Origin of the sequence: Planctomyces sp. SH-PL14, from assembly GCF_001610835.1 — a bacterium.
Lineage (GTDB): Bacteria > Planctomycetota > Planctomycetia > Planctomycetales > Planctomycetaceae > Planctomyces_A.
The window spans coordinates 1,514,038-1,537,849 of record NZ_CP011270.1 but is presented as its reverse complement, the minus strand read 5'-3'; the positions used below and the strand labels follow the sequence as shown (position 1 = coordinate 1,537,849).

16 protein-coding genes are annotated in these 23,812 nt (G+C 67.0%); 2 read left to right on the top strand and 14 right to left on the bottom strand.

Features of this window, described 5'->3' with window-relative positions; genetic code table 11:
* Window positions 1-177 precede the first annotated feature (177 nt).
* From VT03_RS06065 to VT03_RS06045, 5 genes are all read right to left on the bottom strand, one after another.
* Window positions 178-1,089 (bottom strand): dihydrodipicolinate synthase family protein, encoded by a 912-nt coding sequence (locus VT03_RS06065; RefSeq protein ID WP_075092167.1) that lies wholly within the window; start codon window positions 1,087-1,089, stop codon window positions 178-180.
* A gap of 109 nt (window positions 1,090-1,198) precedes the next feature.
* On the bottom strand, window positions 1,199-2,041 hold the full coding sequence (locus tag VT03_RS06060; protein ID WP_156514322.1) for a hypothetical protein: 843 nt from the start codon (window positions 2,039-2,041) through the stop codon (window positions 1,199-1,201).
* Between the two features lie 189 nt (window positions 2,042-2,230).
* Entirely contained in the window at window positions 2,231-3,763 is a 1,533-nt protein-coding gene (locus VT03_RS06055) for an NAD(P)/FAD-dependent oxidoreductase (protein WP_075092165.1), read from the bottom strand.
* Between the two features lie 9 nt (window positions 3,764-3,772).
* Complete coding sequence (locus tag VT03_RS06050; protein WP_075096950.1) at window positions 3,773-4,744, bottom strand: radical SAM protein; 972 nt, start codon at window positions 4,742-4,744, stop codon at window positions 3,773-3,775.
* A gap of 74 nt (window positions 4,745-4,818) precedes the next feature.
* Window positions 4,819-6,141, bottom strand: a complete 1,323-nt coding sequence (locus VT03_RS06045; protein ID WP_075092164.1) for an asparagine synthase-related protein — start codon at window positions 6,139-6,141, stop codon at window positions 4,819-4,821.
* 679 nt (window positions 6,142-6,820) lie between these two features.
* Here VT03_RS06045 and VT03_RS06040 point away from each other — a divergent pair.
* Complete coding sequence (locus tag VT03_RS06040) at window positions 6,821-7,168, top strand: HPF/RaiA family ribosome-associated protein (RefSeq protein WP_075092163.1); 348 nt, start codon at window positions 6,821-6,823, stop codon at window positions 7,166-7,168.
* A 152-nt stretch (window positions 7,169-7,320) separates the two neighbouring features.
* On the opposite strand, the gene VT03_RS06035 is transcribed toward VT03_RS06040, so the two are convergent.
* On the bottom strand, window positions 7,321-9,495 hold the full coding sequence (locus tag VT03_RS06035; protein WP_075092162.1) for an alpha-amylase/4-alpha-glucanotransferase domain-containing protein: 2,175 nt from the start codon (window positions 9,493-9,495) through the stop codon (window positions 7,321-7,323).
* Between the two features lie 392 nt (window positions 9,496-9,887).
* On the opposite strand from VT03_RS06035, the gene VT03_RS06030 reads away from it, so the two are divergent.
* A complete protein-coding gene (locus VT03_RS06030; RefSeq protein WP_156514321.1) occupies window positions 9,888-10,331 on the top strand; it encodes a PaaI family thioesterase in 444 nt (147 codons plus the stop codon).
* A 16-nt stretch (window positions 10,332-10,347) separates the two neighbouring features.
* Here the strand turns inward: VT03_RS06030 and cutA are convergent, their stop codons facing one another.
* From cutA to VT03_RS05990, 8 genes are all read right to left on the bottom strand, one after another.
* Entirely contained in the window at window positions 10,348-10,677 is a 330-nt protein-coding gene (gene cutA / locus VT03_RS06025; RefSeq protein WP_075092160.1) for a divalent-cation tolerance protein CutA, read from the bottom strand.
* A complete protein-coding gene (locus tag VT03_RS06020) occupies window positions 10,674-11,333 on the bottom strand; it encodes a metalloprotease (RefSeq protein WP_075092159.1) in 660 nt (219 codons plus the stop codon). Before VT03_RS06020 ends, cutA begins: the two co-directional genes overlap by 4 nt.
* Before the next feature lie 207 nt (window positions 11,334-11,540).
* Complete coding sequence (locus VT03_RS06015) at window positions 11,541-14,465, bottom strand: tetratricopeptide repeat protein (RefSeq protein ID WP_075092158.1); 2,925 nt, start codon at window positions 14,463-14,465, stop codon at window positions 11,541-11,543.
* Between the two features lie 109 nt (window positions 14,466-14,574).
* Window positions 14,575-15,930, bottom strand: a complete 1,356-nt coding sequence (locus tag VT03_RS06010; RefSeq protein WP_075092157.1) for a DUF1501 domain-containing protein — start codon at window positions 15,928-15,930, stop codon at window positions 14,575-14,577.
* Window positions 15,931-15,991: 61 nt separating this feature from the next.
* Window positions 15,992-18,397: a DUF1549 and DUF1553 domain-containing protein gene (locus tag VT03_RS06005; RefSeq protein ID WP_075092156.1), complete on the bottom strand. Its 2,406-nt coding sequence runs from the start codon at window positions 18,395-18,397 to the stop codon at window positions 15,992-15,994.
* Between the two features lie 236 nt (window positions 18,398-18,633).
* Entirely contained in the window at window positions 18,634-21,417 is a 2,784-nt protein-coding gene (locus VT03_RS06000) for a M56 family metallopeptidase (protein ID WP_075092155.1), read from the bottom strand.
* A 3-nt stretch (window positions 21,418-21,420) separates the two neighbouring features.
* A complete protein-coding gene (locus VT03_RS05995) occupies window positions 21,421-21,801 on the bottom strand; it encodes a BlaI/MecI/CopY family transcriptional regulator (RefSeq protein WP_075092154.1) in 381 nt (126 codons plus the stop codon).
* Window positions 21,802-21,887: 86 nt separating this feature from the next.
* Window positions 21,888-23,705, bottom strand: a complete 1,818-nt coding sequence (locus VT03_RS05990) for an arylsulfatase (RefSeq protein WP_075092153.1) — start codon at window positions 23,703-23,705, stop codon at window positions 21,888-21,890.
* Between the last annotated feature and the right edge of the window lie 107 nt (window positions 23,706-23,812).

The following is a 23,812-nucleotide window of genomic DNA, read 5'->3' as shown; positions in this document are numbered from 1 at the left end:
TGTTGCCCAAAGACACCATTCTCCCTGCGGTGAATTCCGATCGGGAGGACGATGCGGATCGTAACGCTTATGCCGGCGCGGGAGACGTGTCGGGGCGATGCGGTCTTGTCCGCGAGGTCTCGACCGACACGCCCGTCTCTTCTGGTCGACCGCCGCGACTCGCGCGATCCACGCGTCTCAGGAGGCCCGCAGCGCGTCCCACAGTCCCGTTTCGTGCAGCTCCCGCTCCAGCCGGGTCTTCGCCTCCTGTCCCAGGTCGGGAAGCGGCGAGCGGGCCGGCCCGACGGGAACGCCGAGAAGCGACATCACGAACTTCGCCGCCGGCAGGTAGTCATAGCGGACCAGCAGGCGGATCAGCGCGACCGCCCGCGCCTGCTCCTTCCGCGCCATCGTCCAATCCCCCGCTTCGAACGCGGCCATGACCTTCCGATAGATCGGTGCGGCAAAGTTGTAGCTGCTCCCGACCGCACCCCGGGCTCCGAAGGCCAGCGAGGCGAGCAGGATTTCGTCGATCCCGAACAGGATGTCGAATTTCCCCCCCGCCGCCGCGAAGCACTCCTGAAGCTGGATCAGGTCGGCGTTTGTGTACTTCACTCCCGCCAGATTCGGAATCCGCGCCGGGGCCGCTTCGAGGAACGTCGTGACCGGGAGCGTCACGGAGGTCATCGAAGGAATGTCGTAGTAGTAGAAGGGGATGTCGGACGCCGCGCGGGCGAGCGGCTCCAGGTAGCGGACCAGTTCGTCGACATTCTTCGGCTTGAAGAACGACGGCGCCAGGGACGCGATCGCATCCGCTTCGCCGGCCGCGCCGGCGAGCACCGTCGCGTCCGCCTGGCAGTTATGCCCGACGTGAACGATGAGTTTCAGAGGCGTGCCGCGGACCACCTCCGTCCATCGCCGCGTGAGGGCAAGACGCTCCTCGACCGTCAGCGAGTGAGACTCGCCGGTCGTCCCGGAGATAAAGACTGCCGAGACTCCCGCCGCGGCGAGGTGCTCCGCCTGTCGCGGGATCACGTCCAGGTTGAGCGAGCGGTCGTCATGAAACGGGGTGTGGGTGGCGGCAATCAGGCCGGTGAGCTTGGGAAACATCGGAGCCACGATGAGGTAAGGACAGCCACGGGGAGGAAAGACCCCGGCGTTCGAGAATAAGGCCGAACGCCGGGGCTGACCACCGATCCCGCTTCCGATCCCTCGGCCGTCAGATGGCCACTGGCTCGGCCGACACGGCGGAACGATCGGGCGACGCGGTCGCCGGAAGAAGGGCCTCGTACCGCTGCCACTGGACCGACTTCGACGGGAACGACGCGGCCCGGCGGTCGAGCGCCAGGTCCAGGAGGTACATCGTCTCGGCGAAGCGGACACTCTCTCCCTCGGCGCGGCGCTGCCGGATCACCTTCTGCTCTTCGCGGAACTGGCTCGCCATCGTCATCAGCGTCAGGATCCGCGCGCCGTCCGAGCTGTGCTCCACCTGCACCTCCCGGCAGGTCTCGAACGACTCGAACAGCTCGAGGTCGGAACGGGAGACCAGCAGGATCGTGATCGGCTGATGCTGGGCGAGCTCGGCCGGTTCGCAGCAGGGAGTCATGACGTACTGGTCGTGATCGAACGGCTCGTTGCCGATCCGGTCGCAGACAAAGTTCGTCAGCGTTTCGAGGAGGAACGTCCCCTCGACCCCGTCCATCGAGATCAGGGGATCGGACATCGTCACTTCTTCCGAACGTTCCGAGAAGATCGATGCCAGGTGACCGTTGGGAATGACCGCCGACAACCGCTCCTGACCGAGCGAGCGGATCCGCATGGTCCGTGCGACGCGACGCTTCGTGCCGTCGGGGAACTCGCGCTCCTCCGACTCCACGATGTGCTGCGCAATGACGACCGAGTCCCGCGCGTTCCCCGAGAGGACCGACTGCCGCTCCTTACGCCGCTTCCATTGGGCGACCGCCCAGGTGATCAGACTCCCCGCCAGCACCCCGGCGACGCCGGCCAGTCCTCGGCCGCTCGCCTCGTCCAGAAACGCCGCTCCCAGAAATTCCACCCTCATGATCGACTCGTGCGACTGGAGATCGCGAGAAGGGGGCGGCACCAGTCACGCCGCGGCCCCGAATTCCTTTTCATCCCGTTCGATCCTTCGATGGCCCGAAAAAAACGATCTCGCCATAAACGGGGCGTCAGGGGCGGCGGATCAAATCGGCTCGCAAATTCTCAAGAAAGGACGTGGTTCGCGCGCTAGTCACCCTTTGTCGGCCGCCGTATATCGATACATGTTCTTGACCTGCGGATTGCAGAGCCCGGCGATGTTGTAAGGGGCGATCGCCTGGCAGACATGTTCACTCAACCATGCGTCGGCTTCTGAGCGCGCTGATGATTCGCTCGCTTTGTCTTCGATGCGAGAGAGCCGGTCCATCAGTTTTTGGCGAGCGCCTCGGACCATGCTCCACCGCGCTTCCGAGTCGGCGCCGAGGAACGGCGTGCCGGGAGGGATCTCCCCCATCGAACGGCCATGCTCGTAACTGGTGACAACGGCGAAGTAGACCATCGACCACGTGACGAATGCGGGGAAGTGCGGCATGGCGTCGAAGCAGCCGGAGATCAGTTCGTCGATGAGCTCGATCTCGCGGGAGACCGCTTCGGCGTACGTCGCCATCTCATCGGCGAGCGCCGGTTTGCCGAACGATCTTTCGAAGGCGAGGGCCAGCTTCTCGATCCCGCAGAGCGTGTGAGCGATCCCGGTGCTGTTGAGCGGATCAATAAACCCCGCACTGTGGGGCAGCAGCGCCCAGTCGGGCCCCGCGGCCCGATCAATCCACCGCTGGATCCGTCCCGTCCGCCGCAGTCCGCCGGGAGGATCGACGAGCGCCGCCCCTGCAAGCTGGTCGGCGATCGACGGGAAGCGGCGGAGCCATTCCTCCCATTCCTCGGAGGGGGAGAGGGACGTGTCGAGCGGGTCGTGCCGCGTGTCGAGCATGAACCCCAGGCTCGTGACGTCGGTATCGAACCGGAGCTGCCACATCCATCCCCGCGGCAGGACCATGTGCTGGGCGGCGTCGTCGGTCGGGAACGGATGGTCGGTGACGTTCGCGCCCCGTTCCTCGATGAGCGGCCCCCACCGTTTCACACCGGCAAAGTGTGCGAACAGCGCCCGTGAGTGCGTCTTGAGCCGCTCCGCCTGATCGCGGAGCCCGAGATAGCCCTTGAGGACTCCCGCATCTCCGGTTCCGTCGATCAGGAACTGCGCCGTGATCGGTCTCATTTCGCCGATGCGGCGGGCCATCAGGAGCCATGGTCCCGTGGCTCCGATCGTCACCTCGGTCCGGTCGAGGTACGGAATGCCGGCGTCGGTCACCTCGCGGGCCAGGAAGGCGTCAACGTCGGCCCGGAACCAGTGGGTGTCGGACCGGGCATTGTCGTGGCTGGCCGCGACGAGCAGTTCGTTCGCGTGATCCTCCCGCGGCGCGAACCGCTCCCCCTGGGGCTGTTCATAGTACGAGAACCCGCGCTTGAGGCCGCACGTCACGTCCGGGTAGGCCGCCTTCCAGGTTCCGTACTTGACGAGGGGCAGCAGCCGCGGGAGGTCGTACCGGATCGCCAGATCGCGGAGGACCAGGTCCGCGATCGGGGTCGAGGACTCACCGATCGCGAACCGCGGATGAACGCCGCGGTCGATCACGATCACGCGGAAGCCCAGCCGGTGCAGGACGAGGGCGGTGATCGTTCCGCCGAAGCCGCCGCCGAGGATCGCGATATCGAACGGTTCCGGTGTCATCGACAGGTTTCAGGAGTGGAGGAGACAGTCGCCAGGACACGACACGGAAGGAAGGACAACCTGCTCCCGGTTCATGGTCTCCAGCCGGGCCCGCCGCGCGTCGCGGCACTGTGGGCAGGGAGCAAACCGCTCCAGGTCCCAGGTGTCGAGGAACACTCGGGCATCCTCCGGTCGGAGCCGCAGGCCACGGGCGATCCCTTCGGCCTGCACGCGCTCCATCGACTGGAGCGACGGAGGGGCGAACTCGCCGCGGTGCTGCAGTTCCTCAAGCAGGCCATTGCCGGCACGAGTCGGGACGACCGAGCAGCAGCTGACGCCGACGGCGAACGCATGGTCGATCGATCGCAGGGCCCAGTCGAGCCCTTCATCGTCGGAGAGAAATGGCGGTCGCAGCAGGATGAAGGCCCGGACCGCGATCCCGTTCGATCGGAGAAACTCCGCCGCCCGATCGAAGTCGTCGAGCGTCATCCCCTTGTTCAAGGCGGGCAGCACTTCGGGGTGGATCGTTTCGAGTCCCATCGCGACCTCGAACGTGGCCGGCGCGATCCGGTCGCGGAAACGCAGGACCTCGTCGCCGACAAGCCGCGGATGGTTCTCGACGATCACGTGATCGAAGCGGCGGACCTGGTCGGCGATCGCCGCGTGATCCTCGTGGGGGATGGCCTTCGGGTCGAAGAAGTTGCCGCTGTTGTAGAGCTTGATGTGTCGCGTGGGCGGGAGACGCGAGAGAGCATGGTCAATCTGGGCCGGGATGGCGCCCGGGGGAACGGACTCCTGCGTCGTGTTCTTCCACAGGTCGCACATCAGGCAGTGGAACGGGCACTCGCGGTTCGTCAGGAACAGCGTCGCGACGTCGACAATGTCGCCACTTGCCGCCCGTTCCCGCTCGACCAAGAACGCATAGGGGCGGTCGGCCGCGACATCGTTCCGGTCTCCCCGCGCGGCCAGGATCTGCTCGGTGGTGTAGCGGGGAGCGGGCACGGTCGACGGAGAGATTCCTCGTCCGACCGGTTTCGATCGGACCGCGTTCATCGGACGATGTTCCACCGGCCGTGTCACTCGTACAGCGCCGCGAAGGCCCGGCGGTACGTGAGTTCGTCGCGGGGAAAGAGGCCCTCGAACAGCGAGTCCGCGACCGCCCCCCGCTGAAAGCGGCGCTTCTCGTAGACCGGCATTTCATGTCCGGTCACAGCCCGGACGCCGCGGCGGACGATCTCTCCCTTGAGCGAGTAGAGCTTCTCGTGGCTCCAGTCGGTCAGCTCGATGAACGGAATCCCCTCGGCGACGTCGATCACGTTCGGGAGCGCGAACGGGCTGAACCCTTCAAACCCGAACGCCGCCGGAGGAGCGGAGGAGCGGACGTGGCCGCGGCTCTGGCCGCCGGAGTAGGTCAGCGAGTGCTTCACTGCTCCGACTCCCCAGCCCTCGTGATAGAGGAGCGGATTGTTCAGGACGCTGCGGATCGTCAGCTCCGGGTTGTCTTCGATCGGGTAGTCTTTGAGGTTCTCATCTCCTCCGTCGCCGTCGATGAGATATCGCCACTCGGGATAGCGGCGACGGACTTCGCGGCAGAGGGCGAGTCCCATCGTGGCCGCCTGGACGTCGAGCGGCTTGTAGTCCTCGATGACCCGGATCGCTTCGCGGAAGTCGAGCGCCGTTGGCGGAACGGCGACGGTCTCGAGGAACAGCTCGAGTCCCAGTTCCTTCAGGAAGGTGCGGGCCTGATCGCCGTCCGCTCCTCCCTCCACGGTGAGGGTGAAGCACTTGAGCCGCGCGGGCGATTCGCCCCGCTTCAGCAGCGTGTGATAGGCCGCCAGGAAGACCGCTCCGCTGTCGATCCCTCCGGAGAACAGGACGCCGATGGGGGCCCGGGGTTCGACGCGGTCGAGCCAGCGGTTGATTTCGGTCGCCAGGGCTCCGATGTAGCGGCGGCCGATGTCGTCGAGGTCGGACGAGAGGCGGTTCCGCTCGGGGACGAAGAACCGCGTGAGGCCGGGATTCGGGTCGGGGCAGCCGATGAGCTGCAGTTCCAGGAGGTGGTGGGCCGGGACCATGCGGGTGTAGGAGGGGTGGAACTGGCCGTCGAGCCCTTCGCTTTGCAGGAAGCGGTGAATCTCGTCGATCCGTTCGGCGACGATGAGGCAGGGTCCCTCGGATCGTTTGGCCAGGAAGTACCGCATGGGACGGCCGAGGGAGCGGGCCATCCGGACGCTCTTCCCGTCCTTGGTGACGATGGCGAAGTGGCCATCGATCTCGCGGACGCGGGCGGGATTGCCGGAGCGGACCCGCTCTTCGGCTTCGGCCTGCGTCATTCCGAGGATGGCGTTGCGCTCCGGCTGCATCAGGTTGACGAGTCGTTCGACGTATTCGGAGTGCATGGCGCGCGTCGTGACGGAAGGGAGGTGTGGAGTGGAGTATGGGCGATTGTCGAACGGGCGGTCGGAATCGGCAACCGAGCAGCCGCTGTCAGCACCGAGGTGGCAGACGATCGACGCTGCCCCTGAACCGGGGTCCAGGGGGTACCCCTGGTGGGGGATGCAAGGGGGCAAGGCCCCTTTGCCCGCCGGAGGCCCGTCTCGTCTCGATCGTTCTGAAGGAGCGAGTGCCCAAGCGCGGACGACGTGTCGTATGCCCCCCTCACCACCCCGCCGGGATCGCAAAGCGGGCCGTGAGTCCTCAACGCCGGTGACACCAAGCGGACGTCCGTTGTGTCCGACGGTTCCTCATGGAAGTGCCTCCGGCGGCAAGGGGTCGAGGCCCCCTTGACCCGACTGCCGTCGCACGTTGGGTTTGAGGTAGCAGAGCCGCGCCGGCAACGAGATGTCTGAGACACCAGCATCGGCCCGCTCCGATTTGCAGAATGGCCCCCACAGGCCCCCGATTCTGTGATCCACCGCCCCGGCCACCCCGTACAATTCACAGGAGCGGCAACCGGGCATCGGCGTGTCGCTCCTCCTCGAAGGCCCAACCCTCGAAGACGAAGTCTGGAACGTCGTTTGCGGTCATCTGTGACCGTTGCGACGGATTCCGTTCCGTGTTGTTGGAAGGAGAGAAGAGATGCTTGTTCAGGTCAGCACCGATCGTCACATCGCGGCCCATGCCGGACTCGTGGAAGAGATTCAGCAGACCGTGACCTCCGCACTCAGCCGGTTCTCGCCCCAGGTCACGCGCGTCGAGGTGCACCTCGCCGACGAGAATGGCGAGAAGGAGGTCGGAGACGACAAGCGGTGTCTCATGGAAGCCCGTATCGGCGGTTTGAAGCCCTACGCAGTTTCCTTCCAAGCCCCCGCGGTCATGCAGGCGGTGAACGGAACGCTGGACCGCCTGATCGAAATGCTGGAGCGACAGCTCGGCAAGGTGAGCGAGAAGAAGGGGCGTCCGTCGTTCGGCCACGTCCCCGGATAGTCAAGATGGCGGCTGCCCGTAACGGGTGCGATCTCGGAGACTGGCCGCCGCCTGAAGACCGAACCAACATGAGAGAGGCCCGGTCCCCTTCTGGGGGCCGGGCCTCTTGTGCTTGAAAGGTTGCGATTCCGCTCGGCGGTCAGGCTGGACGATCAGACGCCGGCCGTCGCCAGCATGCGGGCCTGGGCAGCCGAGGTGTCGAGGGTCATCCGGATCCGGACGCTCCAGCGGCCTGACTCGTCCGCCACGAAGTTCCAGTGCGGAATCACCGCCGTGCTCTGGTGCACGAGTTCGAAGCCCCCTTCGCTCTGGCTGACGGTCTGGATCGGCGTCGTCCAGATTCCGCCCGGCTGCGAGAGGTCGAGCGAGGCGTCGACGCCGAGCCACTCGTCGACGAGGCCGATGCGGTCCTGCTCCTCGAGGTCGTGGACCGTCTGGAGCTGGCCCATCTGCTGACCGGTCGAACCGTAGAAGTAGCGGTCGTCCGCCCCCGAGGCCATCGCGGCGAAGTTGAACTCGACCGCAAAGTGGATCCGCTCGCCGACCGGCAGCTTTTCGAGGACGTACTCGATGTCGAGCAGACTCCCGAGCGTCGTGTCGAGACCGACGGTCTTGGTCACCCGGACGATGTGCTCGCCCATGTAGCCTTCGCGGGTCATGACCGTTTCGACCCGCGTGTCCGAGCGGCGGAGACGGGTCTCATAGACCCCCTGGACGAAGCTTCCGATCTCGCCGCGGCCCCGCTGGAAGTCCTCCAGCGGAAGGCCGGGCTGCAGGAAGTGGTCGACGAGGCTCTTGCGGGGCCAGGTGTCGTACTGGATCTTCTGGTCGAGGTCGGGCTGCTTGAACTTGACCTGATCGTTGAGGTCGAGGATGTCTCCGTCCTGGACCTGCTTCTGCTTTTCCGCGGCGGCGATCACCTTGGCGTGGTACGGCTCGGGGCGGCGGTTGAGCGTCGCCAGCAGGTTGACCTGCGTGGAGCGGAGGTCGAGCTCATAGAGGTGTCCGCCGCGGGCCGGGGCGAAGTAGGCGACGAGGCGGTCGCTCGCCAGCCGGACTTCCTTGCGGGCGTCGAGGTTGTAGTCCTCGGCGGTGATGTCGACCCAACGGCCGGTCCGGCCGTCGACCTGCTCCAGGAGCGTGTCGGCCGCGATGAGGTGGCGGTAGATCGCGTTCCGCAGGTGGGGGAGGTACAGGCCGCCGAACGCGCCGTGCCAGTAGGGGCAGTTGCACTGGCCGCGGAAGAGCTCGGTCTGGGCCTGGGCCAGGAGGTCCGGGCGGGCGGTCCCGTCGGTCCCCGCGCGGGCGATGCGGTCGCTCACCTCCCGCATCCGGCAGTACATCTCGTTGCTCTCGGGGTACTTGACGAGGAAGTTCCGCCAGAACCCGGCCCGGACGAACTGCCGGAGCTGGACCCAGTTGACCTCTTTCTCCTGCTGCTCGACGAGTTCCCGATACGCCATCTGCTGGTCGGTATCGAGAGCCCACTCCGTCATCTCGCGGTAGCTGGCGTTCGGCAGGTAGACCCGGCCCAGGGGGGGAACTTCGTCGACCGCCTGGCCGAGCGTGATCGTGCGGAGCCAGTCGCGGTTCTCCCGCAGCTCCTCGAAGAAGGACCGCAGCCAGCCCTTCTCGAAGACGTGTTCCCGCGTTCCCGGCCAGACGCCGAACTTCTCGCCGTCGTCGCCGAAGACCGCCACGGCGTTCGAGACATTCTCCGAGAGGGCCCGGAGATAGTCGATCGTTTCGTTCACCTCGGCGAAGGGGATCGTGTACCGGAGCTTCTCGCTGTCCGGGAAGATCTTGAGGAGCCGGCCTTCGTCCTCCGTCAGGTAGTAGCCGTGGAGCTTGTCCTCGTGGAGGCCGGCCGCCTTGAAGTGGGAGTCGTCGACGAGGGTGAACTCGATCCCCGCTTCGGTGATGTCGCCGGCGAAGCTCGGTTCCCAGACCCGCTCGGGGACCCACATCCCGCGGACCTTCACGCCAAAGAGTTGTTCCAGAAAGCGGCTGTAGAGCTGGATCTGGCCGACGCGGTCGCGGCGGGGGATGCAGGCCAGGATCGGCTCGTAGAACGGTCCGCCGAGGAGCTCGATCTGCCCCCGCCGGACAAAGGTCCGCAGCCGCTCGATGTATTCGGGCCGGCGGGCGACGAGCCACTCCATCAGGCAGCCGGACGTATGCAGCGAGATCGGGATCTCGGGGAATTCCTCGAGGAGGTCGAGGAACGGTCCGTAGCTGTCGAGGTAGGCGGCGTCGATGACGCCGTCGAAGTTGCCGACCGGCTGGTGGTTGTGGAGAGCGAGGACGAGACGAATCGAAGCAGACATTGCAACTCCGCCCATCCGGGCCGGTCCATCCGTTGATCGCGGCACCTGCCGCCCCGGGCGCGAGGTTCGATGCCCACGCCCGCCGCCAATGCGGGCAAATTCTGCGCCAGCATGGTCATAGCAGGTTTTCGCGAGGCCATGAATAGAACAGTTCTTCCTTGAGGTTCCCAGCGATCTGCTCCAGCCGCTTCTGCGCCAAGGCGACCTGCCGGTGAACGTGCCGACGCGGTAATCTGTGACGGACCGGCGGAACCCGCCGAACGGCCGTCCGGGCCGGTTTCCTGGCGGTGACCGACCAGCCGTTTGTCGGTTTGACAACCGCCCGCAGCCTCGCCGTCCCCTCTCGCTCCTCTGTTCCTCCTCTCCGCCTCCCTCCCGCGGTTTCCGCTTCCATGCCCGATCCGAACATCCCCGCCAATCCCCTGATTGCCAGCATCCAGGGGCCGCCGACGACCTTCCTGCATCTTCTGGGGGTCGAGATGAGCGAGGGGGACCTCCAGCCGGGGAACGTCACGCTGCGGCTGACGCTCCGGCCGGAGCATTGCCGGACCGGGGGGATCCTGCATGGCGGGATCACGGCCACGCTGCTCGACTCCGCCTGCGGTCTCGCCGGAGCCTCGATGCTGCCGGAGACGCAGGATCTCGTGACGGGGCAGCTCAACATCAACTACGTCCGGACCGCCAAGGTCGGCGATACGCTGTTTGCCCGGGGGCACGTCGAGCATCGCGGCAAGCGGACGATGGTCTGCCGGGGCGAAATCCGGACGGCCGAAGGGCAGCTCGTCGGCCTAGCGACCGCGACGATGTTCATTCTCGACGGTCCCGTGCAGGGGTAGCCCGCTCGCGGGGGCGTCAGCAGGAGGTCTCGGCCCGCACCCAGTCGGCGTAAGCGGGGTGGCACTGCGAGAGCGGCCACGACGTGATGCACGGGACGTCATACGGATGAATCGCTGCGAGGCGAGCCATCGCCGGCTCCACGAGATCCGCCCGGGTCTTGGCGATCAAGACGACTTCCGCGTCGGCGTGGACTTCGTCCTTCCACCGGTAGATCGACGTCACTCCCGGCACGACGTTCGCGCAGGCGATGAGCCGCTCCTCGACGAGGGTTCGTGCAACGCGCTGGGCGTCGTCGGCCGAACCGAACGTGGAGTAGATCACGGCGAGAGGGACCGGCTCGCTCACCACATCCTCCGGCTCTGCAGCATCTGGATGTTGAGCATGGCGAACATCGCGAACATGACGACCAGAAAAATGTCGCCGGAACGGAAGGCGAAGATCGCGATGATGGCGGCGACAATCGCTCCCAGGCCGTGCGTGATCTGTGGCGAGAAGCGCGGCAGCAGGGCCTGCGTCAGGCCGAGCAGGATCTGGCCGCCGTCGAGCGGGTAGACGGGGAGCAGGTTGAAGATCGTCCAGTAGAAGTTGACCGTCACGAGTTGCTGAACGGTCATGCTGACGGGGATGTAGCCGTAGATCGCCAGGTTGTAGCAGAGCAGGTACAGCGCATAGCCGGCGGCGGGACCGGCGGCCGAGATATAGACCAGCCGCCACGGCGTCAGCCGGAACTGCTGGAAGTAGGCCAGCCCGCCGAAGTAGGTGAGCTGGATCGCGGGATGGTGTCCGACGCTGCGTGCCGCGAGCGCGTGTCCCAGTTCGTGAACCAGGATCGAGATGAACACGACCCCCACCCAGGTGACGAGGGCCAGCGGTCCCGCTTCCTGCAGATAGGGCAGCCCCAGGATGACCGCCATGAGCCAGAACATGGGGGTGACCTGCACGGGGATCCCGAACAGGTTGAATCGCAGGTCGAAGTCGGACGAGCCGGAGGAGGGAAACACGCGGCAGCTTTCTCGGATGCTGTCAGTCGTTCACGGAGGGACCGGGAAGCGGGGATCGACCGGTATGGACGCGGCGCTCCCGGAGGCCGAATTATGGCAGCTCCCTGGAAAATGTCTCCCCGTCTGGAGGGATACGGCGGGACTTCGACCTCGGATCAAATCCATCGGCCACGATGCGAGGGGAAGCGGAGGCCGGCGCGCCGCTCGTCAGCGTCGCGAGGCATCGCCCGCTGCCCCTTCGTCGATCTGGCGGAGCAGCTCGCTCGCGGCCTTGTGACGCGGCTGGTCTTTCAGGAGCGATTTGAGGACCTCTCGCGCTTCGCCGGTTTCTCCGGCGGCGATCAGTTCCCTGGCGGATTCGAGCGGAGCCTCCGTGTGCCGCGGATCGAGCCACAGAACGCTCTTCCACGCGCGGGCCGACTCCCGATGTCGGCCGCGGCGGGACTCCGCGCGGGCCAGGAGCGTATGCAGTCCGGCGCTACCGACGTCGATCATCAGCGCCTCGCGAGCCCAGCGGGCGGTCGCTTCGGCGTCCTCCTCCCGCCACGCCGTCTCCGCCAGCGTCCTCCGCGGTTCGACGTCGTCGTAGTCACTCGCCGCCAGTTCCTCCCAGAGCGATTTCGCCTCGGTCATGCGGTCCGCTTCCTGATAGAGCTCAGCCAGTTCCTCCTGCACGGCCCGGTTCTTCGGGAACGCCGTCCTGGCCCGCTCCAGAACCTGGGTGGCCGCCTCGCTCTTCTCCTCGGAGTGCAGGAGGCTTCCGTAGAGCAGCAGGAGGTGGGAGTTGGTCGGCTGCGTGTCGCTTGCCGCTTTGAGGATTTCCAGAGCTTCGGCCGGTTGCTTCTCCCGCAGTCTCGCGATCGCCACCACGAGGGCCGGCCACGGTTCTCCCGGCGCCTTCTGCAGGACGAGCTCGGCCCGCTTCAGCCCCTCCGCCGCCTCCTTGTTGACGAACAGCGCGTAGGCATAGGCCCCCTGCGCGTTCGCTTGCTCCGGAGATTCTTCGAAGGCGGCTTTCGCGGCCGCGAGGGTCGGGCGCGGGGTCTCGCGGCTGGCCCCTTCGGTATCGATCGTCTCCTTCACGAACCGGACGAATTCGGATTCAAAACGCGTGGGGCTCGTCTGGAGTGTCTCCCGCAGCACTTCGCCGGTTGATTTCCCCTGGCGATAGGCAGCCAGCATTCGCGGAACGACATCCGCCCCGTAGGTCTTCTCCAGAAACGCGAGGTACAGTCGGCTCTGGCAGTAGGCGAGGTCCCAGTCCTGCCGCTGGCGAGGCTTCTGGAAGCCGCTGTTGATCGTGTCGAGGCGGTAGAGCCGGTCCGGGTACCGCTCGGCGAGGATCGGCAGCCAGTCGTCCCGGATCAGCACCCCCTCCGACTTCACCGCCAGGGCTTCGGTCAGCCAGTGGGGGATCCGAAACTCCGTCGCCTGGAGCGTGATGACGTGGACGAGCTCATGCTTGAGGACGACCGCCCAGTTGAACGGCTCCGGAGAATCGAGCGGCGAGGCCAGCGCGACAACGCGGCCCGTCGAGGCCCCGATCGTCTGGATCCACGGCAGGCCGGTCATCCGGGCGCTGAACCACGCGTGCGCGGACTGCCCCTTGGCCTTGGCGTAGATCTCGAACTGCGTCCGCAGCGGCGGTTCGTAGCCGTACTGCCGGACGAGCTCCGGGTACGCCGCTTCGAGCTGCTCCGCCGCCAGCTCCCCGAGCACCCGCTGCGACCGATCGACGCGGATCACAAAATGGTCCGTCGAGACCGTGTCATACTCCTTGAGGACGCCGACGACCTTACGAAGGTTGCTGACGCGGACATGATACGGGTCCGCCTTGAACGCCGCGTCGAGGAGCGTGCCCGCCTCGATGGTCCGCCCGGTCCGCAGGTAGAGCATGGCAAGCTGGCAACGCGACGCCGCGAACTCCGGCATCAGGCGAACTGCGGCGTCGTAACACGCCTCGGCATGCTCGAACTGCCGCTCCGCTTCCAGGATCTCCCCGAGGTCCGAGAGATACGGAGCCGGGCAGGGATTGCGGGCGAGCAGCTCCCGCCACGTCGTCGCGAACGGGGCCGGGGGTGAAGAAGACTCCCGGGCCGCGTCCGGGGCTCGGGCCAGGAGCGCCTTCCATTCGGCAATCGGCGGCAGCGCTCTCTCCCTCTCCAGCAGGTCACAGGCGGACCGGCGGGCGAGGAGTCCCTGATGCGAGGGATTGTGCCGCAGGCCGGCTTCGAGCAGGGGCCGGGCCTGCTCCGGCTGGTCGTTGAGGAAAGCGACGTCGCACCGCACGGCGATCGCCTCCGGAAGGTTCGGATGGACCTTGAGGGCAGCCTGGGCCTGGCGCTCGGCCTCTTCGAGGTTCGAGTCCTGCAGAGCCAGTTCGGCCAGTCCCGCCAGGGCCGGGGCGCAGTGGGGATTGATCGCCAGGGCCGCTTCGAACTCCGTTCTGGCTTCGGACCGGTTGTATTTCTCCAACAGCAGTCGGCCGGAAAGGACGGAGGCTTCCCACCGCAGCGGGTCGGCCTTGAGGATGTCGGGGCAGAGCGTGTTGAGGACGAAGTTGAAGATCGGGCTGACGGACTTGAGGCGGGCGTACTGGAGCGATCCTTCGCCGACGAGCAGGAGTGTCTCCGGATCCTCGGGCTGCATCCGGTTGTAGAAGGTGACGAACCAGCGGAACTCTTCGATCGCTTCGGCGACCTGGCCCGTTTCAAGCTTCAGGTTCGCGCGGACCAGCCGCGCGCGGCGGTCCTCCGGGTTGAGTTCCAGCGCCGCGTCGACCGAACGGCCCGCTTCAGAGAACTGGCCGGCGCTGAACTGAACTTCGGCCAGGCGGGCGAGGAGCGGGACCTCCTTTGGCGAACGCTCGACCGCGGTCTTCAGGAGCAACTGGGCCTGGTCAACGCGGTCCTGCTGGACAAGGAGGCGAGTGCGGATCTCAACGATCTCGTCCCGGTCGGCGGCAGCGGGGTCTACTGCAATGAGACGCTCGATCGCCTCGTTCGCCTGCTCGTAGCGTCCATGCTGAAGATGGTCGCGGATCGGGCCGAGGGGAGCCGGCTCGTCGGCCAGGATCCCGCAAGCGGCGAAGAAGCCCAGGCCGACGGCAATGAGAACTCGAAAAGCGGTCATGGCGGGACGGAGGAGAACGGGTGGTTACCGAGGTCCGACTCGTGCTCTCCAGCATACCAGCGTCCCGCCGCATCGGCGTGGTCGTGGGGCGATGGGATTGATTGACCGATCAGACACCAGCCTCAATCAAACCCTCCACTGGCGTTCCCGCCGGGAAGATCCGGATCGGCCGACCTGTCCGAGTCGTCGCCAGATGCGCCGGACCAAAACTGAGCTGCCGGAAGATCGTCGCGCTCAAGTCATCTGGGGAACAGGGACCGCTCGTCGGCTCTACCCCCTCCCGATCGGTCGCGCCGTAGGCAATCCCCCGCCGGAACCCGCCGCCGGCAACCAGGGCCGTCATCGTCCGTGCCCAATGGTCCCGCCCCGCATTGCCATTCACCGCCGGAGTCCGCCCGAACTCCCCCGTGCAGTAGACAACCGTCTCCTTCAGCAGCCCCCGCTCCTCCAGATCGGTCAGCAGCGACGCCAGCGCCCGGTCCAGTTGTGGAAGCAGCGACTGCTGCATCCGCGAAAAGTTGTTGAGGTGCGTGTCCCAGTCTCCAAATCCGATCGTGACAAAGCGTGCCCCCGCCTCCACCAGCCGCCGCGCCGCCAGCATCCGCCGCCCCAGGTCCGACTCCCCATACCGCTCCCGAACGGCAGCCCCCTCCTGGCCGATCTGCAACGCCCCGTTGATCGCGTCCGACCGCAGGATCTCGACGGCCTCCGCATGGAACCGGTCGAGCTGTCCGGCCAGGTCCGCCGCCGCCCCTCCCGCCATCCGCTGATCGAGCCGATCGCGAATCTTGAGCCTCCGGAAGAAATCCTCCCGCGTCACCCCCTCCGGCAGACCGATCCGGTCGCTCCCCCCTTTTTCCGCCCCGCCGGCCTCGTCCTCCTTGTCCTTTCCTCGAATGATCCGCTCCAGCGACGGGATCGCAAACGGATTGAACGCGGCTCCGAGATCGCCGGAGTTGGCAGCCGGTACATCCCCCAGCGTCGCATACGGCGGGATTCCCTTCCGGTCCCGGATGAGGTGGCTTGCCAGCGAGCCGAGCGAAGCGGACTCGACCGCCGGCGAAGGAGCATTCCCTGTCATAAGGTACCGCTGCCCCTGCGTATGCTCCGCGATCGTATGGGTCACGGAGCGGACCAGGGTCGCCAGGTGCATCGCCTTCGCCAGCTGCGGCATGTGTTCGCAGATCTGGAGCCCGCTGACCGAGGTGTCGATCGGCCGGAACTCCCCGCGGATCGACGCAGGAGCCTCGGGCTTCATGTCCCACATGTCGATTGTGGTTGGCCCGCCGGTCAGGAAGAGCATGATCACGTTGCGGGCCGGCGGAGATGCGGTCGCCGGTTTGTCTTCCGCCCGGAGCGCCTCGCCGAGCGTCAGCCCCGCCAGTCCAGCGGCGCCGATGCGGAGGAAGCTCCGCCGGGAAGGACGCAGCTCTCCGGGAGACCACAGGCCGAAGGTTCCAGACATGATCGAAGCCCTCGCAGGGGGAGCGGACGCCGAAGAACGGCCAGGAGGCCGGATCGACGCGTCAATGATTCGTGGAAAACTCGCGGGTGTTGAGGAGCGACCAGACGATGTCGACCAGCGCCTCCCGGCGGTCCGCCGCCGCGGCCAGTTCGCTCCGCAGGAACGAGAGCTCGCCGGAGTTGGGCTGCCGCGACAGTGTCGCCAGGAACATTTCGTCAAGAATCTCGTCGTCGGAGCGGCTGGCGCTGAGGAGCCGAGCGAGACGTCCCTCGCGGATCTTCGTCAGGACCCGTTCGTCGCTGAGGAGGTAAATCGACCGCCGGATCGAGGGGCCGCTCTCCCGGTCGCACTCGCAGAGCGAACGGCGGTCGCCGCGTCCCAGCAGCGTGAACAGCGCCTGGCTCCGCGCGTCGGCCAGCCGGTTCGGCGCGACCTCGTGGGCCGTGCTCCCCGGCGGCACTTCGGCACCGAAGTCTTCCGTGGTCTCCAGCGCGGCGTTCAGCGCGTCGAGGAGCGTCTCGGCCGGGAGCGATCGAACGGGCGCGTGAGCAAGCCAGGGACCGGCCGGCCGCGACGGGTCCACGGCCCGCGACGAGCGCTGGTAGGCGTTGGACGAGAGGATCAGCCGCTCCAGCGCCGCAACGTCGAAGCCGGATCGAACGAACTCCGTCGCCAGCCGGTCGAACAGCTCGGGGTGCGTGGCGGGGTTCGAAGCGGACAGGTCGTCGACCGGTTCGACGAGGCCCGTCCCGAAGTATTTCGCCCAGACCCGGTTCACAAAGCTCCGGGCGAAGAGCGGATTGTCCGGGCGGACGAGCCACCGCCAGAGGTCCTCCCGCGGATCCGCGGACTCCGCCAGGAGCGGACCTCCGGGAGCCTGCGGCGGTGCATCCGCCTGGGCCGCGGCGTCGACGAGCTGCCAGGGGGTGGCCGCGACATAGACCTCCTGGACCCGCACGAGCGGCGGGAGCGATTCCCCCGCCGCGCGGGCCTGGCGGCGGCGGTCGAGCTGCCGCATCACTTCGGTCCGGAGCTCCGTCGAGCTGCCGAACTGGATGCGGGAGAACGTCTGGGCGAACCCGGCGAAGTCCCGCTGCGACCAGCGGTCGTACGGGTGATGGTGGCAGCGGGCGCAGTGCAGCCGCAGGCCGAGGAACGCCGACGCCGCCAGTTCGGCGTGGTCCTCGACCGAGAAGGTCCCCTCGGCGCGGAGCCGCCGCCAGTAGAGATCGAGCGAATCGCGCTCGGCGTAGTCCGATTCAAACTTCGATTCCGCGGCCGCCTGCCGCGCTGCCTCCTGCTCGACCCAGTCTCCGATCGGCACTCCGCCGCGGCTCGTCGCACAGAGCACGCCGCGAACGAGTTCGTCATACGAGACATTGTCAGCGAACCGGCGGCGGAACCAGTCGTGCCACATCCGGGCCCGCTTGGGGCGGAGCGCGGCGGGTTCCTCCATCGTATCGACGTTGCAGCCCGTGACGTCGCACATCTTCGACGCCCATACGACCGCGCGGCGCGGATCGGCCAGGAGCCGGTCGATCGCCGCCGACCGCTTGAGCGGACTCGGATCGGCGAGGAACGCCCGCACGTCCGCGGGAGCGGGGAGCGTCCCCAGGAGGTCGATCGTCGCCCGCCGCAGGAACTCATCGTCGGAGGCGGGGGGACTCGCCGCCAGTCCCAGTTCATCGAGCCGGCGGTCGATCTCGACGTCGATCAGGTTGGCCGGTTTGGCGCGCGGCGGGAGCGGCTGAGCGGTCGGCCAGGGGACGCTGACCGACCGGTGGGCGAACCGGCCTCCATAGGTCGCCTGCACCGACGTCCCGCCGTGTCCGACAACGTTCACGGTCCCGCGTCCGTCGACCGTGGCCACGGTCTCGTCCCGGCTGCGGAACTCGCTGAAGCGGGTGACCTCTTCGGTCTCGCCGTCGAGGAAGCTGGCCATAACTCGGAGGCCGAAGGACTCTCCCCGTTTCAGGGGCCCATTCACCGCCGGTTCCAGCCGAAGCTCGCGGAGTTCGCCTCGTCCCGAGACATGGACCGCTCCAGCCGCGATCCATCGCCGCAGCACTTCATATTCAAAGGAGTCCGCGGGGAGCCGCAGCCCCCCCTCGTGCTCGATTCGCCCCGAAGGCTTGGCCAGGATCAGGCTCTCCAGCGGCGTCTCGACGATCACCCGCTTCGAGCCGCGGTCCCCCGCCATCGCGGCGTGGTCCGCCGTCGGGGACTGGCCGAAGAGGCTCAGTCGAAAGCCGCCTTTCCCCTGGAACGAGCCGTGGCACGCTCCCGCGCGGCAGCCGAGCCGTCCCAGGATCGGCTCGACGTGCCGCTCAAAGTCGACGGTCCGGATCGCCTCCGCGTCGGCGGACGCGCCCGCTGGCACGGCAACGTCATCAGCGCAACTGACCGACGGCAGGCACGTCGCGACGAACCCGACGAGCAGAGCCGCAATGAGGGGAGCGCCGGGCATCGTTGGTCACTCTGGAATTTGAAACGGATCGCCGAACCCGGGAGGGCGAAGCTCCTGCTGAGCCGCGCAGGTTCCTGACCGTGTCCAATCTGTCCTCGGGCTGATGCGCTTCCCCGATGAATCGCATCACGACGAAGAGCTTTCGGCTGGGGAGAACGGTCGCCTCTTCCACCGCTGCGGCTCGACGGGAGCCTCGCCCTCCCGAGACGCGGTCGTCGGGAGTTCCATAAACCTCATCACTCCGGCTTCGGGGGAGGGAGCTTGGCATCCGCTGGCGGCGTCGCGGGAGCAGCGGCCGGGGCCTCCTTCGCCTTCTTGAGCGTCAGGACCAGCTCCTTGAGCTCCCCTTCCGGCAGCCGGACCGTCTCGCTCGCCGTCTCGTATCCGGCGGCCTCCACGGTGAACTTCACATCCTCGTCGGGAAGCATCTGCGAGGTCCGGTAGCGTCCGTCGTTCTGCTTCTCGAAGGAGAGGTCCGACCGCTGTTCTCCTTCCAGGATGTACCGCTGCTGTCCCCACGGGTACGCGGCGGACACGCGGAATCCGGGGACCAGGACCTGGTTCTCGTCGACCGCTTTCACAATCACGATCGGGGCCTTGTACTTGATGATCTCGAAGCCTTCGACATCCTCGTTCAGCGTGCCGAACTCGATGTCGTCCTTCCGGTTCTCCAGTTCTTTCCCTTTGCCGCGGCGGAACCGCAAGGCCCCGTGCTCGTTGGTCATGAGCTGAATCCGGACGTTCTGCAGTCCGTGCGGCACCTCCATGGCGATCGTCCCCTCCATGTCGGGTTTTCCCTGGCCGAACCAGAACTGCTTGTCGATCTCGCCGAACAGGAAGAACTCATGCCCCCGCGACTTCTTGCCGCTGCTGTCATAGATCTGGGCGTGGAAGACGACGTGCGGCGCAGCCTGGACCTCGATCGGAGCGGCCTCCGTCCCTTCCTGGAGCTTGACGGTGAGCGGGAGGAAGACCCCCGGGATCTTGTACTGGGTCCGGTCCCGGTCGATCGGATCGCGGCGGTGCTCGTCCGGGATCACGCGGTAGGAACCGCTGGGGAGCGGATCAAAGGCGAACCGTCCCTCCTTGTCGGTTACGGCGCTGCGGACGATCGACGTCGCGACCGGGAGGTCGTTGACGGTCTCATTGCCCTCCCCCTGGTACTCGATGTTCACCGGGATCCCGGCCACCGGCTCGCCGGAGACGCCGATCACCCGGCCGCCGGTCCGCACTCCAGGCCGCAGGGTGATGGTCCCGAGCTCGCCCCGATCCTTGTGGATCGCCCGGGAGGTGCTGGCGAAGTCCTTGGGGAGGATCCACATCACGCCGACGCCCCCTTTGATCATCGGGAGACGGAACCGGCCCGATTCGTCGGTCACGGTATCGGTGAAGGAACCGTATTCCCGGAAATCGGCGGCGTTGGATGTGGAGTAGCCCTGGAGCTTGATTCCCTGAAGAGGTTTTCCGCCCGGATCGACGACCGTTCCGGTGACGGGGTCGGAGGGGTTGAGTTCCGTCTTCTCGAAGAAGGGACGCTCTCCCAGCGGCTCGTTCTTGCGGATCATCGAGAGGGCGTAGCCGTGCCCCTTCTTCGCGGCGTAGTCGGGATGCTCGACGTCGAGCTCGATGTACAGCCAGGGGATCGCCACCTGCTCCGGCGGGATGACGAACTGGAATTTGCCGTCGCTGTCCGTCGTGTGGCGGGACTCCTCGATGATCGAGTTCTCCTGTGCGGTGAGCTTGGACCGGCGGACCGTCACCGTCGCTCCCGGAATTCCTTTGTCGGTCCCCTTGCTGACCACCACGCCGCCGTAGTGCAGCGTCTCCTCGGCCGGTTTGTCTTTCGGCTTCTCCGCCGGGGGAGTCTCGGGTTTCGCCTCGGGGGCCGGAGTCTTCTCGGGCCCGTCGGCGGCCTGCAGCGCCGAGAGACGGACCGCGCTCAGCAGGACCGCTCCCGTCAGGACCCCCGCCCCCGCGAGAGCGCGGAACAGTCCGCCCGAGCGGAGACGCAGGCTGCGTCCGGAGGCGAGGAGCATTTTCACCCGGCGGGTCAGTTGGCTCGGTCGATCGAGGAGCGCCATTGCTCCGGCGAGCGGAGTCGCCATCCGGTTCCGGGCGAACCGGACGAGGAGCTCGGAGTATTCGATCGAATCTCCGCCGGCGGAGGCGGCCCGGTTGTCGGCGAGGATGTCCTGGCAGACCCGCAGCTCGCGGCGGAGCGTCCAGTAGAGGGGCTGGCACCACAGTCCGAACTGGCAGAGCCGCGCCAGACCCCACGCGGGGAGGTCCCGCCGTTCCAGATGCGACCATTCGTGGGCCAGGCAGAACCGGAGCGTCCGGGCGTCCGCCGCGGCGACCGTGGCCGGGACAACGACCGTCGGAGAGAGCCAGCCGAAGGCGAGTGGGGTGTCGACATCGTTCGAAACCCGCAGCGCGACCGAAGCGCCGCGGCCCGCGGTGACTTCGTTCCAGATCGCCCGAAGTTCGTCGCTGGCCGGAGCAGAGTCGTTTACGAGCCGCCGGAGGCGAATCGATCCGGCGATCCATCGCGCCGCGAAGACGACCGCGATCCCGGCGTAGGCGGTCACCAGGACGCCCGCCGCGAGCGACCACAAATCGAAAGTAGAACGGGGGCGGCTCGTCTCCGTCTTCACCGCCGCGGGGGACGCGACGGAGGAGCCTGGGGTGTGATCGAGAGCGGACGGCCGCTGTGGGGGCGCAGCCGCAACAGGCGCGGACGACCGTGGCATGGCCGCGGTCGGGACGTCCGTCGAAACCGCAGGTGCGATGATCGCCTCGGTGCGGGAGGACGAAACAACCCCCAGCCGCCAGGCGGGAATCGGGGCGAGCATCGCCAGCACGGGGAGCATCGTCGCCGTGCCGAAGGCCATCAGGATCAGCAGAATCCGGTCGGCCGGCTGGGTGATCCGACCGAGCGCCAGTCGCGCCACGAGGAGCAGTACGGCTCCCGCGGCGGCCCACTCCATCCACGTCAACACGAGCAACTGTGCAGTGGTCATGTGCTACTCCGGGGGAGTCTGTTTGTCGCGGCGGGCCCGGGCGATCAGCCGTTCCAGGTCCCGCATCTCATCGGGCGAGACGTCTTCCGCCCGCAGCATGTTGAGGACGAGCTCGTCGAGGGCCCCGTCAAAGACCCGGCTCAGGAACCGCGAGCTCACCTGCTCGCGCGTGTGGAGGGGAGCGTAGTAGAGGGTCCGCCCCTCGATCCGCTGCCGGACGAGCCCCTTGTCCGCCATGATCCGCAGCAGCGTCTGCACCGTCGTGAAGGCGGTCTGCTGGTGGCGGCACAGGGCCTCGTGTACGTCGCGGACCTTCGACTCCCCCCGGTCCCACAGGACCTTGAGGATGTCGAGCTCCCGTTCGCTGGGACTGACTTCGGCCATTCCGATCGGCCCTTTCAACTAAACTATTAGTTTAGGCATTCTGCCGCCGGCGAATCATGAGGTCAAGAGTCTTGTTTCAGAATCTCTCAGTCGCCGAGCAGCGTCAGCGTGATGGCCCGCACATCCATGACCGAGCCGCCGGGGATGTCGGTCGCCTTGAGGACGAGGTCCCCTTCGCCCGCGGGGAGCGTCATCTCACCGAGCCGCAGTGGATGGAACTCCTTCATCTGCGACTCCGCCGGAGGACGGGGGATCGTGTCCTGGTTCGTATAGAGCGGCGGGTCCCAGCCCGGGGCGACGGTCCCTGCGAGTCGCCGGTCCTGAAAGGCGAGCTCGACCTTCGAGCCCGCGTCCGCTTCTGGACAGGTGTAAAGGATCTCGACCGCGTACCGGCCCGGTGTGTGGACCGCGAGCCGCCAGACCATCGAGTCCTCCTTCGAGGTCCAGTGGACGAAGTATGAAGAGTTCGGCGCGCTGGAGCTCCGCCGGACCCCACCCCGCGGTTCGCCGTCGCGGGCGGGGAGCCAGGTGCGGGGGAACTCGCGGTAGCCGACCGTGAGCGGGCGCGGATCGACGGCGTTCCCCGGTCCCTTCCGTTCGCGCCGCGGCGCTCCCTTCGGTTCGGAGGCTTCACCGAGAACGTCTTTGCGCCATTGGCTCACTGCGGCGGTGAGTTGCTTCGTCGTCTCCTGGTCCTGTGCCGTGATCGGCGTGGTCTGCCCTGGATCGGCCTGCATGTCGAAGAGGACACCCTGACTGTCGAGCCGGTGGCGATCGGTCCGGACGCTCACCTTGCCCGCCCAGGTGGAGAACAGCATCCGCTTCGGCCAGAGCGTGTCTTCCGTCAGGAAGAGGGGCGTCAGGTCCCGGCCGTCGAGCGGCTTGTCTCCGACGCGAGTCACGCCCGCCAGCGACGTCAGCGTCGGCAGGAGGTCGATCGCTCCCGCGATCTGCGGGACGGTCCGGCCCTTCGGCAGCTTCGCCGGCCAGCGGAGGAAGCAGGTCGAGCGGATCCCCCCTTCGTCGGTGGACGCCTTTCGCCCCTTCATGCCGCCGTTCCACCGCCAGCTGTTGGGGCCGTTGTCCGAGAAGTAAAGAACGATAGTGTTCTCCGCGAGCCCCAGGTCCTCGAGCCACTTCAGCACGCGGCCGACGTTGCGGTCCTGGTTCTCGATCATCGCCAGGGCGCACCGCGTCTCGTCGAGGTCCTCCTGGTTCGGCTGCGTGCCGCGCTGCGCGATCGGCTTGTCCTTGAACCGCTGCCAGTCCTCATCCGGGACGCCCCACGGGGAGTGCGGGGTCGTGAACGGGACGTAGCAGAAGAACGGCTTTCCCCGGCTCCGGTCGATGAAGTCGAGGGCTTGGCTCGTGCACAGGTCGACGATGTAGCCCTTCTCCCGGACCGGCTGCCCGTTGTGCTCGAGCGGGGGATCGAAGTACTCCCCCCAGTGCCCGGCGGTGTAGCCGTAGTATTCGTCGAAGCCGCGGGCCATCGGGTGATAGGGCCACTGGCTGCCGTTGTGCCACTTGCCGAACGCCCCGGTCGCGTAGCCGGCGGTATGGAAGGCATCGGCGATGGTCTTCTCGTCGAGACTCATCCGCTCCTGGCCGGTCGAGACGCCGTAGACGCCGGTCCGCGGGTGATACCGTCCGGTGAGGAACTCGGCCCGGGTCGGCGAGCAGACGGGACAGACGAAGAACCGGTCGAGCGTCACCCCGTCGCGGGCGAGGGAGTCGATGTTCGGCGTCGAGACCTGCGTATTGCCGTTGCGGCTGTAGTCTCCCCACCCGGCATCATCGGCGAGGAACACGACGAGATTGGGCCGGGGGGCTTCGGCGGCCTCGGTTGGGGAATGGGCGGCGATTGTGAGCCAGACCGCCGCGAGCAGCATCAGACGGATCATCGAGCGTCTCCATCGCTCCTCTCCCCGGACGCGAGCGCCGAACCCAGTGACGCGGCGAGGGAGAGCACGAGCGCGCTGACGATAGGCGCGTTGCGACTCCAACTCAA